The organism is Jatrophihabitans sp. (assembly GCF_036388195.1).
Classification (GTDB): Bacteria; Actinomycetota; Actinomycetes; order Mycobacteriales; family Jatrophihabitantaceae; genus Jatrophihabitans_A.
Genome location: NZ_DASVSG010000100.1, coordinates 1 through 15882, shown reverse-complemented (window position 1 = coordinate 15882; position 15882 = coordinate 1). Strand labels below are relative to the sequence as shown.

Sequence of the window (15882 nt, the reverse complement as noted above, 5' to 3'; positions counted from 1 at the left end):
TGTGGCCGGCAGTGTCGGCGCCCAGGTGCAGCCTGCGCAGCGGGTCCGGCCGCAGCCGGGCCAGCCACCGGGTCAGGGGCCAGCCGACACTGGCGAGCGCCCGCATCCGGTAGGAGCGGCCGGCGGCGTCTGCCACCGGCGCTGCTCCAGCGGCAGCTGCCAGCGCGCGTACCAGGCCCTCCGCGCCGCGGCCGGTGTCCCGGCCGGCCTTGGACGAGCTGGCGGCGCACAGCGGTTCCAGCGCGCTGAGGGCATCGTCGGTGTCGGCGTGCAGCCGGGCCACCGCGGCCTGGCTGGTGCTGACCCGCTCGGCCAGCGCGGCCCGCAACTGCGGCAGGCCGTCGCCGCGGGTGGCCGAGGTGACCAGCACCGGCACGCCGCTGAGGCCGTCGTCGGACAGCAGCTTGCCCAGGTCTCGCCGGCAGGCGTCCAGGGCATCGTCGGCGAGCCGGTCGGCCTGGTTGAGCACCACCATCATCACCTCGTGGTGGGCCGCCAACGGGCGCAGGTAACGCTGGTGCACCGCGGCGTCGGCGTACTTCTGCGGATCCAGCACCCAGACCAGCAGGTCCACCACGCCGGTCATCCGCTCGGCCTCCAGCCGGTGGGCCGCAGCGGTCGAGTCGAAGTCCGGCAGATCCACCAGCACCAGCCCGGCCAGTGGCGCGCCGGCGGTCAGCACGTGCCGGTCGCGGACCTCCAGCCAGTCCAGCAGGCTCGTGACGTCGCCACTGCCGCCGGCGGCCGGCCAGATCGCTGCTCGGGACCGGCTGGTGGTCGGACGCCGGACGCCGGTCGGCGCCAGCACCTCACCGGCCAGCGCGTTGAACAGGGTGGACTTGCCGCTGCCGGTGCCGCCGGCCAGGGCCACCACCGTGCTCTCCGGCGACAGCCGTCGGCGGGCCGCTGCCCGCGCCAGCAGCGTCCGAGCCGGCGCCAGCAACTCCGGATCGCAGCGGCGCTCACCCAGCTCCACCGCTCGGCTCAGCGCCTCCAGCCGGGTGCTGAGGTCCGGGGCCCGCCGGCTCACGATTCAGCCCGCGCGGCGCCGACCGCGTGCACGGCGGCGCGGAACCGGCTGGTGGCGCCGGGCGGCGGGGCTGCGCCGGCCAGCAGCGTCTGGTACCGGTCGGAGTCGGCGGCCAGCAGCGTGTCCACCTCCTCCAGCAGCGCCTCGCGGGCACGGGCGGCCAGCGAGCGCACGGCCTGGTCGCCGAAGATCGCCTCCAGCACCTTCTGGCTGAGCGCCGCGGTGCCGCCGGCGATCGCGATCTCGCCGCCGGTGAGGCCACCCGTCTGGGCGAACAGCGCCAAGGCCAGCACCGAGCCGGCCCCGTTGACGCCGTAGGAGGCGAGCTTGGCAAGCTGCCGCCGGTCAGCGCCCTCGGCCCGGACCAGCTCCAGCACCTCGCCCTGCCAGGCCCGCACCGTCTGCTCGGCGCGGGCCGCGATGTCGACATCGGCCCGGGCCAGGTCGGTGGAGCTTCCGGCCAGCAACGCCCGGCCGTCCGGGCGGGCCGACCACTCCGCGGCCGCGGCGGCCGCGGCCCGCTCGGCGGCATCACGCAGCAGGCCCTCCAGGCTGGACTCCAGCGCCTGCTCGACCGGCGCCGCTGCCGACGGCCGGCCCATCACCGCCGACACCACCCGGTCGCGCACCCACCCGATCCGGGACTCCAGCGTGCGCATCAGCTCTCCGGTGCCGACGAACTCCTGCCAGCGGGCCAGCACCTCGCCGCGTAGCAGGGCGCCGCCGCTCAGCTCGTGGCCGACCGTGGCGCGGGCCTGGTCGTAGGCGCCGTCCACCGCCAGGCTCAGCTCCCGGGCCGCCTGCTCCTGGGCGTCCACCGCCGAGGCCAGCGCGGCCCCGCGTAGCTGGAGGCTGTTCACCGCGCCGGTCAGGGTGGCCCGGATGACCTCGGCCCGGGCGTCGGCGTCGGCGGCCAGCGCCCCGATCCAGTTCCGGACCGGGGCGACCGCCGTATCGGGCAGCCGGCCGTTCTGCAACGGCGCCTCCGGCACCACCAGCAGCGGCGCGTCGGCCAGTCCTTCCCGGTTCAGCAGCTGCCGCAGGTGGCCCTCGACCTCCCCCAGTGCTTCGGGTGGCACCCGGTCCAGCACCACCGCGAGCGCCGTGGCCCGCTCCCGGGCGACCCGCAGCAGATCCCAGGGCACCGCGTCGGCGTACCGGGCGGCGGTGGTCACGAACAGCCAGAGGTCCGCGGCGGCCAGCAGCTGCACCGCGAGCTCGCGGTTGGTCTCGACGAAGGAGTCGACGTCCGGGGCGTCCAGCAGCGCGAGCCCCGGGGTCAGCGACGGCACGGCCACCAACCGCAGCGACCTGCCGGGCGCCTCGCCGGCCACCTCCGGCCCGGTGGTGCGGGCCAGTCCGGGCAGGATCCGGTCGCCGGCGAACCAGCCGGCGTCGTCGGGGTGGAAGACCAGCACCGGGGAGCGGGTGGTCGGCCGCAGCACTCCCGCCTGGCTGACCTCATGGCCGACCAGGGCGTTGACCAGCGTCGACTTGCCCGCCCCGGTCGAGCCGCCGATGACGACCAGCAGCGGGGCGTCCTGCTGCTCCAGCCGTGGGATCAGGTAGTCATCCAGCTGGCCCACCAGCTGATCGCGCTGCACCCGGGCCTCGGCGGCGCCGGCGGTCTGCAGGTTCAACGGCAGGTCGGCGGCGGCGCTGCGCAGCTCGCGCAGGGCCGTCAGCAGCGGCGCGTGCGGGCCCTTCTGGAGTTGCATCAGGTGCTCTGCGACAGCGGGCGGCCGGATGGGATCACATCCCAACCCTGCCATGCGGGCGCCGATGCCGTCACCTGGACCGCCCAGAACGTCCCCTCCGCGCGGTGGGTGGGGCCTGCGGCCGGGTGCAGGGTCGGGGCCTGCGGGCCCGGTGCAGGGTCGGGGCCTGCGGCCCGGTGCAGGTCAGGGCCGCAGGGTGGTTCCGATGTCGCCGGCCATCGCCAGGTCCCGCACCGCCGCGGCCAGCGCCACGTCCAGCACGCCCATTCCGAACGGGTTGCTCAGCACGATGTCCGTGGCCGCCGACCGCCCGGGATGGTCGCCGGTGAGGATCTCGGCGAGGGTGGCGTCCACCCGGCGGCCGGCGCCGGCGTCCGCTGCGAACCGCTGCCCCGCAGGGCCGGTGACGGCGCCGCTGCGATACATCCGTCCGAGCACCCGGCGGTCGTCGGCGGCGATCAGGTCCCAGTCGTCGACGACCAGGACGTCGGCCTGCTCGATCACCTCGGGCAGCACGTCGTCGAGGGACACGTGCGCGATCAGCGCACCGGGGGCGAGCCAGTCCTGGGCCAGGTACCCGGTCGTGGTGGTGGTGACCGTGACCACCAGCCCGGCCCCGGCGACGGCCTCGCGGGCGCTGCCGGCCACCGACACCGCCAGCCGGCCGGCCCAGCAGGCGGCCAGCGCGGCGGCCCGGTCTGGGTCCAGGTCGTGCAGCAGGTACTTCGCCTCCGGCAGCTCGGCGGCGAGCAGCCGCAGGTGTGCCTCGGCCAGCGCGCCGCACCCCAGCACCGCGACCCGATCGGTGGCCGGATCACCCAGCAGCCGGAACGACAGCGCCGTGTAGGCCGCGGTGCGGGTCGCCGAGATCCAGGCGGCCTCCAGCATCGCGGCGGGCCGCGCGGTGTCGGGGTCGAAGAGGAACGTCCACCCCTGGGCGCGCGGCAGCCCCCGGGCCGGGTTGTCCAGGCAGGAGTTGATCAGCTTCAACCCGACGGCCGGACGATCGCCCCAGACCGCGCCGGGCAGCGCCAGGCTGCGGGCGAACGCGCCGGTGGCGGTATGCCACGGAAGGTAGGCCTCGGCCGGCAGCGTCGTCCGTCCCGCGGCGTGCAGCAGCAAGGTCTGCCGGACCACCTCGACCGCGTCCAGGCCGGCAGCGGCGGCGCGGATGTCGTCCTGGCGCAGCAGCAGCAGCGCGGGCTCGGTCATCAGCGGACCCCGCCTTCGAGCTGCTCGCCGGCTCCCTGGTCGCCTGCCAGCGACTCAACCGGCGGCCCGGCCAGCGACTCAACCGGCGGCCCGGCGGCGGTCCAGAGCGAGTGACGGGTGACCCAGTCGTCGTCGTAGACCGATTTCAGATAGGGCTGGCCGCCATCGGGGGAGATGGCGATGACCACCTCCGATCCGGACAGCCGCGGCGCGTACTGGCGCAGCGCCGCCAGCACCGAGCCGGTGGAGCCGCCGGCGAGCAGGCCGGTGGCCCTCGCCAGCCGGCGGCACTCGCTGATGGCCGACCACTCGGGCACATGAATGATGTCATCGGGCACCGAGGGGTCGACGTTCTCCGGCTTGCGGCTGGCGCCCAGGCCGGGGATCCGGCGGGTGGCGGGCGGTCCGCCGAAGGTCACCGAGCCGGCCGCGTCGACGGCCACGATGCGCACCCGGGGGAACTTCCGACGCAGTCCCCGGGCACACCCCATCATGGTTCCGCCGGTGCCGACGCCGACGAACAGGTAGTCCAGGCGCGAGAAGCGATCGCAGATCTCCCGGGCGGTCAGCTCCTCATGCACGCGCGGATTGGCCGGATTGGCGTACTGGTTGAGCCACAGGCTGGACGGGTCGGTGTCCAGGATCGAGCTGATCCGCGCCAGCCGGGTGCCCAGGTACCCACCGTTGGCATCCCGCTCGGTGACGATGTCGACGAAGCCGCCGAAGGCCCGGATGGTGGCGAGCGCGCCCTCGTTGGAGTTGGGGTCGGCGACACAGGTGAACGGATATCCGCGGGAAGCGCAGATGGAGGCCAGCGCCACGCCGAGATTTCCCGAACTCGACTCCACCAGGTGCCGGCCGGCCAAGGGCCCGTGGGCCCATTCGGCACTGGCGACGAGCGCCTTGGCGGTCTTCAGCTTGATCGAGCCGGCGACGTTCAGGCCTTCCACCTTCAGGTACAGCCGGCTCAGCGGCGCAAAGCCCGGCAATTGCAGGAATGGATCGCTTGTCGTCAAGTCGTCTGCATACCGAGCCATTATTGGTCCTTTCTGGTGGCAAACGTATTCGAAGCCCGCTCCGGCCGCAGGTGTACGCAGGAATGAGAAAAATAGGTGCGACGGGGAGCGCCACCCGGAATGAAAAAGGCTGATGGGGCAGGAAGAATATGGGAATTACCGATTGGGTACCCTAAACTTGGCCGCAGCACTGGCGGACGAGGAAAGCGGGCGCGATGAACGACTTCCTGGGCGCCGCCGCGGTGTTCGCCGCCCTTGCCGCCGTGCTGGTCATCACCCCGGGCGCCGACACGATCCTGGTGCTCCGGACGGCGATGCGCAGCGGCCGGCGAGCCGGCATCGTGACCTCCACCGGCGTGGTGACCGGCCCTGTGGTGTGGGGCGTGGCGGCCGGCACGGGTCTTGCCTTCGTGCTGCAGAGCAATGTCTGGCTCTACCGGGCGATCATTCTCGCCGGCGCAGGTTACCTGCTCTACCTGGCGATCGAGTCGTTCCGGTCGGCATGTGCCGCAAAGCCGGTCGGCTTCGCCGTTATCGTCGCCGACCGAAGCAACGGCACCGGTGTCTACAAGCTCTACAGCCGCGGTTTGCTCACCAACCTGTTGAATCCGAAGATCGGCATCTTCTATTTGTCGGTGATTCCGGGGCTGCTGCCGGCCGGCAGCAGTTCGGCGCTCTTCGGATTCACCATGGGCTGCATTCAGGCCTGCTTGGGCCTGCTGTTCCTCACGGCCGTGTCGAGCGCGGACGAGGTATTCCGCCGGTTCTTCGCCCGGCCCCGCTCGGCCATGATCCTCGAGCTCTGCGCGGGCGCGGCGCTGCTGGCGTTCTGCGGCTACGCGGTCAGCTCCGCGTTCGGGCACTGACCACCGCACCGACCCCGGCATCAACCCAGGCGCTGACCTCCCTACCGAACCCCGCGCTGACTTCCGCTCCGCCCCCGCGCGGGAGGCGAGGGCGGAGCGGCTGGTCATCGGCCGGCCGGCAGGGCGGCTGCGTCCAGGCAGAACTGCCGGACCCGGGCGCAGACATCGTTGCGGTACCCGAACATGGCGTGGGTGCCGCCGTCCACGAGCACGAACTCGCTGCCCGGGCTGCGCAGGTGGGCCTGCTCCGACGCCTGGAACGGCTGCACCGCATCGCGGTTGCCGGCCAGGAACAGCACCGGCATCTCGGCCGACGGCAGGCTGCTGATCCTCCGGGACTCCTTCGCGCCGAGGCAGAGCCGGGCGTAGCGGTAGAGCGATTCCTCGGACAGGAAAGGAAATCGCGTCTCCTCCCGGACCGCCGCCGCCTCGGTCAGGTCCTCCAGCTCGGTGATGAGCGACCAGATCCCGGCGAGGCTTCCCCGGTTGGCCGCGGCGATCCGGAACACCGGCTCGACCGAGGCCTCCCATGCGCTGCCCAGATCCGGACGGTCGTCGAAGACGAAGGCGCCGTTCAACGAGCAGGCCGCCCGCATCCGGAACAGGCCGGTGTCGCTGACCTTCATCATCATGTCGACGCTCGCGCACCAGCCGACCCCGAGGAACTCCTCGACCCCCAGGTCGGCCAGCAGCGTGCAGGCATCTGCCACGTGCGCCTCGGTCGAGAAGTCCGGCTCGCCCGCCACCGCGTTGCCCGAGGGCAGGTAGCGGGTGTCCCAGACCACCACGGAGAAGTCGCCGGTCAGGTGGCTCATCAGGTTGTCGAAGATCGCTCGTGGGATGCCGATGGTGTTGAACAGCACCACCCAGGGCTTGCCCGCCTCGCGCACCACGGTGCTGGTCACCGGCAGGGCGCCTGCCCGGTAGTCCGCCAGCGTCTTCATGCCTGCTCCCGGAACCGGAACAGCAGCGTCTGACGGGCCGTTCCAGCCGGACCGCGATCGGCGTCGCGGTACCGGGAGACCTGGCTGAAGCCGGCTTTGACGATCATCCGGGCGCAGGCGGTGTTGCGCTCGTCGCAGTCGATGTAGATGTCCACCGGCTGGCGATACCGGTCGACCACCTGCCGCAGCAGCCCGACTCCGACGCCCCGGCCGCGGTGCCCCGCATGCACCGCGACCTCCTCGATGTAGTGGCCGGAGAGCCGGAGGTAGGGCGTGCCGGTGAGCGCCGCCGCGCTGAACTGCGAGACGGTTGCCAACGCCACCACCTCGCCGTCGACCAGGCCGGCGGTGCACTCCAGCACGCCGGCGGCGATGCGCCGGCGCTGGGCGTCGATGCCGGAGTCGGTGAGGTGGTTGAACGGCGCCGGCCCGTGCGTGCGGAGGAAACTCCCGACCGCGTCGCCGTCGCGCAGGTCGGTCCAGGTGATCACGCTCATGTCGGGCGTCCGCTCACCAGGCTGCCGTGCTCGCTGACCGCGGCGTCCCGCTCGGCTGTCGGAACCGCGTCCGGGTTCCGTTCCCGCAACTGCTCGCACAGCTGCTGCACGGTGGTCAGCTCGGTGATGCCCAGGCTGAAGATCCGGTCGTCGACCTGTTCCGACATCCGGACCAGCACGTCGAGCACCTTGAGCGAATCACCGCCCAGCAGGTAGAAGTCGTCATGCACCCCCACCGAGGGCACCCCCAGGCAGGCCGACCAGATCTCGGCGGTGATCCGCTCCGTCTCGGTCCTCGGAGCCACGTAGTCGCGGGCCGGCGCGGTAGGCAGCCCCCGTGGCGCCTCCAGCCGCGCGTAGTCCAGCTTGCCGTTGGGCAGCGTGGGCAAGGACGAGTGGAACGCGTAGGCAGCCGGAACCATGGTGCTCGGCAGCAGGCTTCTCAGGTAGCTGATCAGGGTCGACCGGTCCGGGGCGGTTCCCTCGGCGACGATGTGGGCCACCAGCACCTTCACACCCCGGGACTCGTGCGCGCGGACCGCGCACTCGCGCACCGAGCTGTGCGATCCGAGCGCCGACTCGATCTCGGACGGGTCGATCCGAACCCCGTTGATCTTGAGCTGGTCGTCCGACCGGCCGGCGTAGTGGAACCGTCCGGCGTCGTCGAGGTAGCCGATGTCGCCGGTCAGGTAGCGCCCGGCCACGAACGCGCGGTCGGTGGCATCCTGCTGGCCCAGATAGCCCAGCCCCAGGTGGGCGCCCGAGATCACGATCTGGCCCGGGGTGTGCGGCTGGGTGATCGCGCTGCCGTCGTCTGCGACCAGCGCCACCGTATTGCCCGGGATCGGCCGGCCGAGCGGGATGTGGTCGCCGAGGTCGGCGTCGGTGACCCGGTGGAAGAGCACGTCGATCGCGGTCTCGGCGGGGCCGTAGAAGTTGTAGAGGGTGGCCTCGGTCTTGGCCAGCACCTCCGCGGCCAGCGAGCTGTCGAGCTGCTCGCCGGCCGACACCACGAACTTCAACGGGTTCGAGGCCCGGGTGGAGGCGCTGGAGAAGTACAGGATCCTCCGCAGCAGCGATGGCACCGCGACCAGCCCGCTGACCTGCTGGTCGGCGATGACGCCGGCCAGGTAGCGGGCATCCGAAGCGGTGTCCCGGTTGGCCAGGACCAGGGTGTTGCCGTTGCCCAGTGCCCAGTGGAACTCCAGGATCCAGGCGTCGAAGGACCGGGCGCTCTTGAGCAGGATGCGCAGCGGCTCGGTGGTGGCCAGCTCCTGGCTCATCCAGGACACGTGGTTGAGCAGGCCCCGGTGGGTGTTCAACGTCGCCTTCGGCAGCCCGGTCGAGCCCGAGGTGAAGATGGCGTACGCGGGGTCATCCGGAAAAGGGCCGTCCGCCACCTCGACGGAGCCGCTGGGCTCGGTGAGGGTGCTCAGCAGCACCACCCGCAGGGTGCTGCTCACACCGGCCATCGCGGTCTCGGGATCGTCGGTGAGCAGGAAGCTGGGTTTTGCCGACTCCAGCATCGCTGCCAGCCGCAGGTCCGGCAGGGTCCGATCGAACGGGACCAGGACCGCCGGCAGGCCGGCCAGGGCGAGCACCGTCGCGCAGAAGTCGATGGTGTTGTCCATGTCGAGCGCGACCCGGGTGTAGCCGGTGGCCGGGATCACCGTCCGCAGCCGCCGCCGCAGGTCGGCCACCCGCTCGCTCAGCTCCGCGTAGCTGCAGGTGCGGCCGGAGGCGTCCGACACGGCCGGCCGGTCGGGGAACTGCTCGGCCATCCGCTCGAAGCGCGAGTGGACGGTCTCGGTCGCGCTGTGTTCTCGTGTGTCCATGACTGGAAGTCCCTTTCAGGGCTAGAGGGTGGCGATGCCGTAGCGCTCGAATTCGGCCGAGTAGTCCTGGTGCATCTCGGAGAAGGCGACCGAGATGAGCCGCTGATCGCCCTTGAACGGGGTTCGGGCATGCGCTACCAGCAGGTTGTCGAGCATCAGGACATCGCCTTCCTGCCAGTCGAAGCTGATCTCGGCGCGCGCGTAGGCGTCCATCACCTCGTCGATCACCGCGTCCGGGATCGCGGTCCCGTCGCCGAAGAACGCGTTGCGGGGCAGCTCCCAGTCGCTGAACTGCTTGAGCAGCGGCTGCAGCCGGGGTCCCAGCGACCGCTTGTGGAACAGGTGCGCCTGGTTGAACCAGACGTCCTCGCCGGTCTTGGGGTGCCGCAGCACCGCGTGCCGCAACTGCCGGGTCTCCAGGACCAGGTTGCCCGAGTCGTGCCACTTGTGCGCGATCTTTCCGTCGGCCATGAATTGGTTGGCCACGTCGACGGATTCGGTGGCGAACGTCTCCTGCCACGGGACGCCCATTCCCCGGTAGTAATTGCGGACGTAGAGGATGCCGACCTCCTTGAACCGGCGCCGGGTGGCGTCGCTGAGGTTGGCCAGCACCGCGCGGGTGTCGGCGATCGGGGTGCGGCCGCCCTCGGTCGCATTCCGGATGCAGGAGAACCAGATGTTCATCGGAAATTCGTGCCCGAACGAATTCGCATTGTGGAAGGGGATGTACTCCTCGGGCGGGTAGGTGGTGGATGAATACACCTTGTCGCCGAGCCGGTCGCGCGGTGAGGACTGCTCGGTGTAGTCGAGCATGGGGTGGCTGAACGACCGGGTGAAACGGCCGAACGCATCGGTGCTGTTCATGGCGGGAAAGCCGCGGAAAAGGAGGCCGCCGTGCTTCAGCGTCAATTCCTCGAGCTGTCCCGGAATGCCCGGCTCGGCAAGGAGCTCGAGAAGGTCTGTGCCGGGAGTGGCCGGCGAGAGAACTGCGGGAAGGGTCTGCCCTTCCGCCAGGGCGGAGATACGAAACGCCGATTCGAGAGCGAGCTGGGACTGGGTCAACGGATTCTCCAGGGTGTGCGTGCGAACTCCGGATGAGCGCGCAAAGAGAGGGATACGCATCACCGCGCTGCGCGGGGGGTCAAGTCCAAAACCGCACACTGAGATGACGTGTCGTCACGGATGAATTGCAGTTCGATCCGCGATGACTACGCTGATCGCTTTTCGGATGCGCAATTCGGACAGTATTTGTCGCCCGGCGGCCACGCAAGGGGGCGGGTAATCAGCTGTCGATTATCAGTTTCGGTGGCTGCGCCCGCGGGTCACCGGGTACGCCGCGCCACCCGGGCGCTGAGCAGCTGCCAGTCCTGGGCGCACTTGTCCGCCAGCTCGGCGATGGTGGCCAGGCAGTGCGCCGGCAGCATGTCGGCGAGCTCGTCCCAGTCCCGCTGTGTCCGCATGTGCAGGTGCAGGTAGCTCAGCAGCAACCGGCCGGCCTGGGTGAACTTCAGGGACGGGTCGTTGCTGAGCGCCCGGACGGCGGACAGCGGATCGGCGGCGGGGGTGGCCGGCCCATCCGGATCGACCCGGCGATCGGCGTGCAGCGGGTCCTCCGTGGCAGGCCGCGGGGTGCGATGGCGCACCGGCACCAGCTCCTGGCCCGAGCGGAGCCGGCGGCGGACATCCTTGGCAGTGGTCAGCGAGATCTCGGCCCGCCGCGCGACCTCCTCCATCGAGGCCCGGGGATCGGCGGTCAGCAACTCCCCGGCGCGTCGCCGGCCCGCGGCGGTGGCCAAGGGATGCACCCGGCCGTCGCGGCCGAGCCGGGCGGTCGCCTGGGGAAAGTCGCCAGGCGACCGGCGGCGCAGCGCTCCGACGGTCTTGTGGGACAGGCCGGTGACTGCGGCCACCCGCCGGTCGGACCAGCTGGGGTGGGAGGTGACTATCCGGTGCGCTGCCGCCTTGCGCTCGGTGAGCGACAGCGGCAACCCATGGGCGATATTGGCGGCCACGGCCAGGACGAAGGCATCCTCGTCGGTGCCGGTGAAGAACTGGGTGCTGATGGTTCGCTCGCCCCGAAGCTGTGCCGCCCGCAGGCGGTGCATTCCGTCGATGACTCGCATGGTTTCGCGGTGGACCAATATCGGGGGCAGTTCGGCGTCCGTTTCGGCCAATGTCTTTATGTGCTCGCCATCCTCCAGGGCGGCTCTCGGCGAGTCGGAATCGACGAGGTCACAGATGCTCACGGCAACCGCTGGTGTCGTGAGCTGGGCCCGCCAGAATTGTTCGCCGCGGTGCTCGCCCAGGCTGCCATTCTTGGCCTGAATCAGTTCGGTCGAGTTGAGTCCTGGAATGTCGGCCGTAATCGAGTCCGGTGCGGCGGCTTGGTCCATCGACTTCTCCTTCGTGAGCGAATGAAGTCGCTGACACCAGAGCCTGTGGCGGAGCCCGGTCCCAGCGACGATGTTCGTAGGCAACGCCCGAGTGGCCTCCAGCCGTTTCCTGGGCAGGGTCGAACCACACCGCCGCAGAGATGGGGCTGCCGACCCACCCGTGCAATATGGTGCAGTCACTTGCACACGCGCTGCGAACTGGTGGCATGCTCCCGGTTCAGACGAATACGGAAGGGCAATAAGAAGGTATATCCGAATCAGTGGTTGTGGACGGGCGGCAAGAATGTTGACGCGTCTGCGAGCGGGGAAGCTGCGTGGAATCGCCGACCTGCAGACAGCGGTGAGGGCAGGGCATAGCATCGGGTGGCCAGCACCGGCCAGGTAGCGGCCGGGCGTCACCGTCGTATCAAACCCTCCTGTCGGCTGGTATCGGCGACGGAATTCGATAACCCGAAACCGGGCTGCCGGCTGCGCGCCGCCGCAGGGCGCTGTCGTGATATCCGCGCCCGCATTGACCACCGTAGCGGCGGGGACTGCCGCTGCCTCCCTCACGGGCTCGTGGCTGGGTCCGGCCCCAAGAAAGGAAAACTGGCGATGTTCGCTTGCGCACGAGCCACTCCGGTGAATCGGCGAGGGCCGCGGTGATCGCGGCCTCACAGCTCAACGGCAGGGTGCTCCTCGCGGTCGGGATGATCGTCGTGGGAGTGCGGGTCGTGGGCTGGCTCATGGCCCGGCTCGGCCAGCCACCGGTGCTGGGCGAGATCGTGGCCGGGATCGTCCTCGGCCCCAGCGTGCTGGGCCTGCTCGCCCCGGAGGTGGAGGGTTATCTCTTTCCCCAGCAGGTGATCGCGGCGATGCGGATCCTCGCCGAGTTCGGGCTGATCCTGTTCGTCTTCCTGATCGGGCTGGAGATGGACCTGTCCCCGCTGCGCGGGCAGGGCCGCCGGGTGGTGCTGATAAGCCAGACCTCCATCCTGTTTCCGGTGATGCTGGCGGTGCCGCTGGCGCTGGTGCTCTACCCGGCCTGGGGCGCCGGTGTCAGCAGGCTGGGGTTCACCCTGTTCTTCGCGACCGCCCTGTCGATCACCGCGTTTCCGGTGCTCGCCCGGTTGCTGCGGGAGACCGGGCTGTTCCGGACCCGCATCGGGGTGATGTGCCTGTTGTGCGCCGCCGTCAACGACGCGATGGCCTGGTGCCTGCTCGCCGTGGTCGTCGCGGTGGTCAACGCCTCCGGGCCGGCCGAGGTGATCAGGACGATCCTCTGCACGGGCGCCCTGGTGGGGGCGATGCTCGTGGCGCTGCGGCCGGCGCTGGCCCGGTTGGCCGACCCGCCGCTGTGGAGCGTGCTGGCGGTGCTCGTCTTCAGCGCCTGGGCCACCGACAAGATAGGCGTCAACGCGGTGTTCGGCGCGTTTCTCGCCGGCAGCATCATGCCGCGCGCCGCGCACTGGCGCCACGTCGTGCAGGAACGGTTGGAGGACGTGGTGTCGTCCCTGCTGCTGCCGATCTTCTTCGTCCTGGTCGGGCTCTCCACCAGGGTCGACCAGCTCACCTCGGCGAGCTCCTGGCTGGTCGTGCTGCTCATCATGGCGGTGGCCATCACCGGCAAGCTGGGTGGCTCGGCCGCGGCTGCCAGGCTGACCGGAGAATCCTGGACGCACGCGGTCACCATCGGCGTCCTGATGAACACCCGGGGCCTGACCGAGATCGTGGTGCTCTCGGTCGGGCTGCAGCTGGGCCTGATCACGCCGGCCGTGTTCACCATGTTGGTGATCATGGCGTTGGTGACCACCGTGATGGCCGCTCCGGTGCTCGGACTACTCGGCCGCCGTGACCGGCGACGGCGGTCCGCCCTGGAAGCGGCGCTGGCCGGCCCCGGCCCGCATCCGGTCGGGCTCGACGCGGCGCCCTCGGGATGACAGCGCCGAGCAGGACCGATGATCAGCGGGCTGTCAGCGCCTGTTCTCCAGCGGCCGGGCGGCGCAGATGTTCCTCGAGATCCAGCCGCCCGCCTCCGGCAGGGGCAACCTGCCGGAAAGCACCAGGCCGGTGAACTCCACTGCCTTCCTGGTCAGGTGATCATCGGCCGTGCCTGCAACGTCGCCCCGCACGTGCTCGGACAGCAGCAGGGTCAAGCTCGCGCCCAGCCTCACGGTCGACGCGGCGATCCCGCAGAAGTGCCGCACCTGACCGGAGCTGCCGTCGTCGTAATCGCTGAGCAGCCCGGTGCCGGGAAGGTAGTTGGAGCCGCCGCGAATCAGGTCGCCGATGCCGAGCAGGCCGGCCCGGATGCCCGCTGCCTGCTCAGCGAGACGGTTGATGAGCAGGCGGGACTGCCCGGCGGCAAGCTGAGCGGCGATCAGGCCGCTCAGCACCGACAGCGCATCGCAGGCGGTCAACGAACGGCCGCCGATCAGCTGCGAGATCCGTGCCACCAGCTCCTCGTGCTGAGAGCCGGCCGCGCCCTCGCGCGAGAGCTGCCACCGCCGCACACCGTCGAAGACCATGATCGACGCGACCGACTCACCGGAGGATTCCGCTGCGTCCTCAACGGGGGCGGCACGGATGACCTGCTCCAGGTCGGCGATGTCTTCGGTGCCCACCCGGTCGGTATCAAGGATTGCGGTGGCCGCGCCGGCCGGTGGGGTGGGCCGCCTGAGCACTATCAGCAACCCGATGACCCCTTCCGGGCATGGGGAAACCCGAGCGCGACCGCTGAGGGAACCAGCTGCGGATCGCGCACCCGCAGCAACCCGTAGCCGATGCCCGCTAGGCCGAGGAAGAGCCCCGGAGTCTCGACACCCTCGGGAACGCCGCATTGCCACGATCGGTCCGCCTGCCAGCTCCGCACCGCGCCTGCTGCCAACCGCTGCGCCACCGTGCGGTGCGCCGGCTGGTCCAGCACCTCGGCTGCGAGCAGGAGGATGTCGGCGTGCCCGAGGTCGCCATGGCAGAGGGAGTGATCGGTAGCCCGGCCCAGGTGCGCCGTGGTCGTCAGCGCGGTGGTCAGCTCGCTCCTGCGCACCGGGGTGTCGTCGAAGGGAAGGCTCAGGATACGGCCGAGCCCGACTCCTGGCGCTCCGTGACACCAGGCCACCGGAGCGCCCGGGGGCCCGTCGGGTTCGGGACGACGGTCCAGCCAGGTTCGGCGTTCCGGGTCGAACAGCGTCGCCTCGTAGGCGAGCGCCGCCTGGGCCGCGGCGGCGAAGCGATCGTCACCCGATGCGCCGTAGAGCTCCAGAAGCGCCCATGCGATGCCCGCTGCTCCATGCGCGAAGCCGGCGAGGGGGGACTGGGCCACGGCTGACGGCCAGCCGATCATACCGTTGCCGGTGGGCACGGCTGCGTCCAGAAGGCGCTCGCCACACTGATACGCGAGCGCGGAACAGCCGCTGTCTCCGGTGAGCTCTGCGAGCCTGAGCAGGACCGGGATGGCGCCGGCGCATCCGCCGAGGAGGTCGAATGCCTCGTCAGCCTTGACCGCCGGCGCCAGGGCGTCGGTCAGGTCGAGGGCCAGGTCGAGCAGCGACGGGTCGTCGTACGCGCCGCTGAGCGTTGCCAGGGCGTGCAGCACCGATGCGCTTCCGGAGAAACCGCCTACCGGCGCGCTGGATACGTACGCGCGCAGGTTGCCGCGGGTGAAGTTCAACGCCTGCCGACCCAGCGCCAGGTACCGCTCGTCGGCCGTGCTCAGCCCGAGGTAGGCCAGGAACAAGGCTATTCCGGCGGTACCGGCGTACAGGTCGCGACCGACCGGCGCCAGCGTCCAACGCTCGTCCCGCGTGACGGTGAACCCTACCCAGACCGCCTCGCCGCCTTCGAGAAAGGCCAACTCCTCCAGCCGGTCGCCGATCCCACGGGCCGCGTCCAGCAGCTCATCGTGCCCGAGTGGATCGGGCAGCTGAGCCGCGCCGTGCGCCGACGGGGCCGCGAGGTCACGGCGACCGATGGTCTTGGTCGCCATGGCTGACTCGATCAGCGCGAGCTGCCGGTTGCGGTCCTTCTCATGCAGGCCTTCGAGCCTGGCCAGCGCACGGCTGAGGCCGGATTCCTCGAAGTACTCGTCGATCTCCCGGCCGTCACTCGCCCACACCGACCGGGAATCCGGCCTGGTGGTGAACGCGGGAATGTCACCCCGGCGCAGATCATCGGTCTCGGCGATGATGATGCGGGAATCCAAGTCGGCCGATGCCCGGATCAGCCAGAGGCGATCGAGCAGCATGTCGCGCCTCACAGCATCCTGAAGATGGTCGGGGTGCACGCTGTCCCGGAGCAACCGGTAGTAGATCTGGGTCGGGCGCATGATGTGCCGTGTTCCCAAGGCGGCAAAGGCGTGCAGCGGCCCGGCCGGATCGCGCAACTGGTCACGGT

General features: G+C 70.7%; 13 protein-coding genes. 2 read left to right on the top strand and 11 right to left on the bottom strand.

All coding sequences use genetic code 11. From position 1 onward, the window contains the following. The 4 genes from VF612_RS10350 to sbnA form a co-directional block, all read right to left on the bottom strand. Window positions 1-1030 (bottom strand): GTPase (locus tag VF612_RS10350; protein WP_408659770.1); only part of this gene is annotated, 1030 nt, incomplete at its 3' end. Then, window positions 1027-2748 (bottom strand): GTPase, encoded by a 1722-nt coding sequence (locus VF612_RS10345; protein WP_408659769.1) that lies wholly within the window; start codon window positions 2746-2748, stop codon window positions 1027-1029. The genes VF612_RS10350 and VF612_RS10345, both read right to left, overlap by 4 nt. 183 nt (window positions 2749-2931) lie before the next feature. Then, complete coding sequence (locus tag VF612_RS10340) at window positions 2932-3960, bottom strand: ornithine cyclodeaminase (protein WP_408659768.1); 1029 nt, start codon at window positions 3958-3960, stop codon at window positions 2932-2934. After that, on the bottom strand, window positions 3960-4976 hold the full coding sequence (gene sbnA / locus VF612_RS10335) for a 2,3-diaminopropionate biosynthesis protein SbnA (RefSeq protein ID WP_408659767.1): 1017 nt from the start codon (window positions 4974-4976) through the stop codon (window positions 3960-3962). The genes VF612_RS10340 and sbnA overlap by 1 nt, the downstream gene beginning before the upstream one ends. A 215-nt stretch (window positions 4977-5191) precedes the next feature. Here sbnA and VF612_RS10330 point away from each other — a divergent pair, with 215 nt between their 5' ends. After that, entirely contained in the window at window positions 5192-5842 is a 651-nt protein-coding gene (locus VF612_RS10330) for a LysE family translocator (RefSeq protein ID WP_408659766.1), read from the top strand. A gap of 104 nt (window positions 5843-5946) precedes the next feature. Here VF612_RS10330 and VF612_RS10325 read toward each other — a convergent pair whose 3' ends face one another. From VF612_RS10325 to VF612_RS10305, 5 genes are all read right to left on the bottom strand, one after another. Then, window positions 5947-6786: an alpha/beta fold hydrolase gene (locus VF612_RS10325; RefSeq protein WP_408659765.1), complete on the bottom strand. Its 840-nt coding sequence runs from the start codon at window positions 6784-6786 to the stop codon at window positions 5947-5949. Beyond that, a complete protein-coding gene (locus VF612_RS10320) occupies window positions 6783-7283 on the bottom strand; it encodes a GNAT family N-acetyltransferase (protein WP_408659764.1) in 501 nt (166 codons plus the stop codon). The genes VF612_RS10325 and VF612_RS10320 overlap by 4 nt, the downstream gene beginning before the upstream one ends. Continuing rightward, window positions 7280-9118, bottom strand: a complete 1839-nt coding sequence (locus tag VF612_RS10315) for a non-ribosomal peptide synthetase (protein WP_408659763.1) — start codon at window positions 9116-9118, stop codon at window positions 7280-7282. Before VF612_RS10315 ends, VF612_RS10320 begins: the two co-directional genes overlap by 4 nt. Before the next feature lie 21 nt (window positions 9119-9139). Next, window positions 9140-10240, bottom strand: a complete 1101-nt coding sequence (locus tag VF612_RS10310) for a TauD/TfdA family dioxygenase (RefSeq protein WP_408659762.1) — start codon at window positions 10238-10240, stop codon at window positions 9140-9142. Window positions 10241-10440: 200 nt separating this feature from the next. Then, on the bottom strand, window positions 10441-11364 hold the full coding sequence (locus tag VF612_RS10305) for a ParB N-terminal domain-containing protein (RefSeq protein WP_408659771.1): 924 nt from the start codon (window positions 11362-11364) through the stop codon (window positions 10441-10443). A gap of 788 nt (window positions 11365-12152) precedes the next feature. Here VF612_RS10305 and VF612_RS10300 point away from each other — a divergent pair. Continuing rightward, window positions 12153-13430, top strand: coding sequence for a cation:proton antiporter (locus tag VF612_RS10300; protein ID WP_408659761.1), 1278 nt, complete (start codon window positions 12153-12155; stop codon window positions 13428-13430). Between the two features lie 33 nt (window positions 13431-13463). Here VF612_RS10300 and VF612_RS10295 read toward each other — a convergent pair whose 3' ends face one another. Together VF612_RS10295 and lanM are read right to left on the bottom strand one after the other, a co-directional pair. Next, complete coding sequence (locus VF612_RS10295; protein ID WP_408659760.1) at window positions 13464-14174, bottom strand: hypothetical protein; 711 nt, start codon at window positions 14172-14174, stop codon at window positions 13464-13466. Between the two features lie 2 nt (window positions 14175-14176). Further along, a partial coding sequence (lanM, locus tag VF612_RS10290) for a type 2 lanthipeptide synthetase LanM (RefSeq protein ID WP_408659759.1) occupies window positions 14177-15882 on the bottom strand: 1706 nt, incomplete at its 5' end.

Excerpts from the sequence above, each read along its gene's own strand:
- VF612_RS10345 (WP_408659769.1), bottom strand. The coding sequence starts at position 2,748 with ATGCAACTCCAGAAGGGCCCGCACGCGCCGCTGCTGACGGCCCTGCGC.
- VF612_RS10340 (WP_408659768.1), bottom strand. The coding sequence starts at position 3,960 with ATGACCGAGCCCGCGCTGCTGCTGCTGCGCCAGGACGACATCCGCGCC.
- VF612_RS10330 (WP_408659766.1), top strand. The coding sequence starts at position 5,192 with ATGAACGACTTCCTGGGCGCCGCCGCGGTGTTCGCCGCCCTTGCCGCC.
- VF612_RS10325 (WP_408659765.1), bottom strand. The coding sequence starts at position 6,786 with ATGAAGACGCTGGCGGACTACCGGGCAGGCGCCCTGCCGGTGACCAGC.
- VF612_RS10320 (WP_408659764.1), bottom strand. The coding sequence starts at position 7,283 with ATGAGCGTGATCACCTGGACCGACCTGCGCGACGGCGACGCGGTCGGG.
- VF612_RS10315 (WP_408659763.1), bottom strand. The coding sequence starts at position 9,118 with ATGGACACACGAGAACACAGCGCGACCGAGACCGTCCACTCGCGCTTC.
- VF612_RS10310 (WP_408659762.1), bottom strand. The coding sequence starts at position 10,240 with ATGCGTATCCCTCTCTTTGCGCGCTCATCCGGAGTTCGCACGCACACC.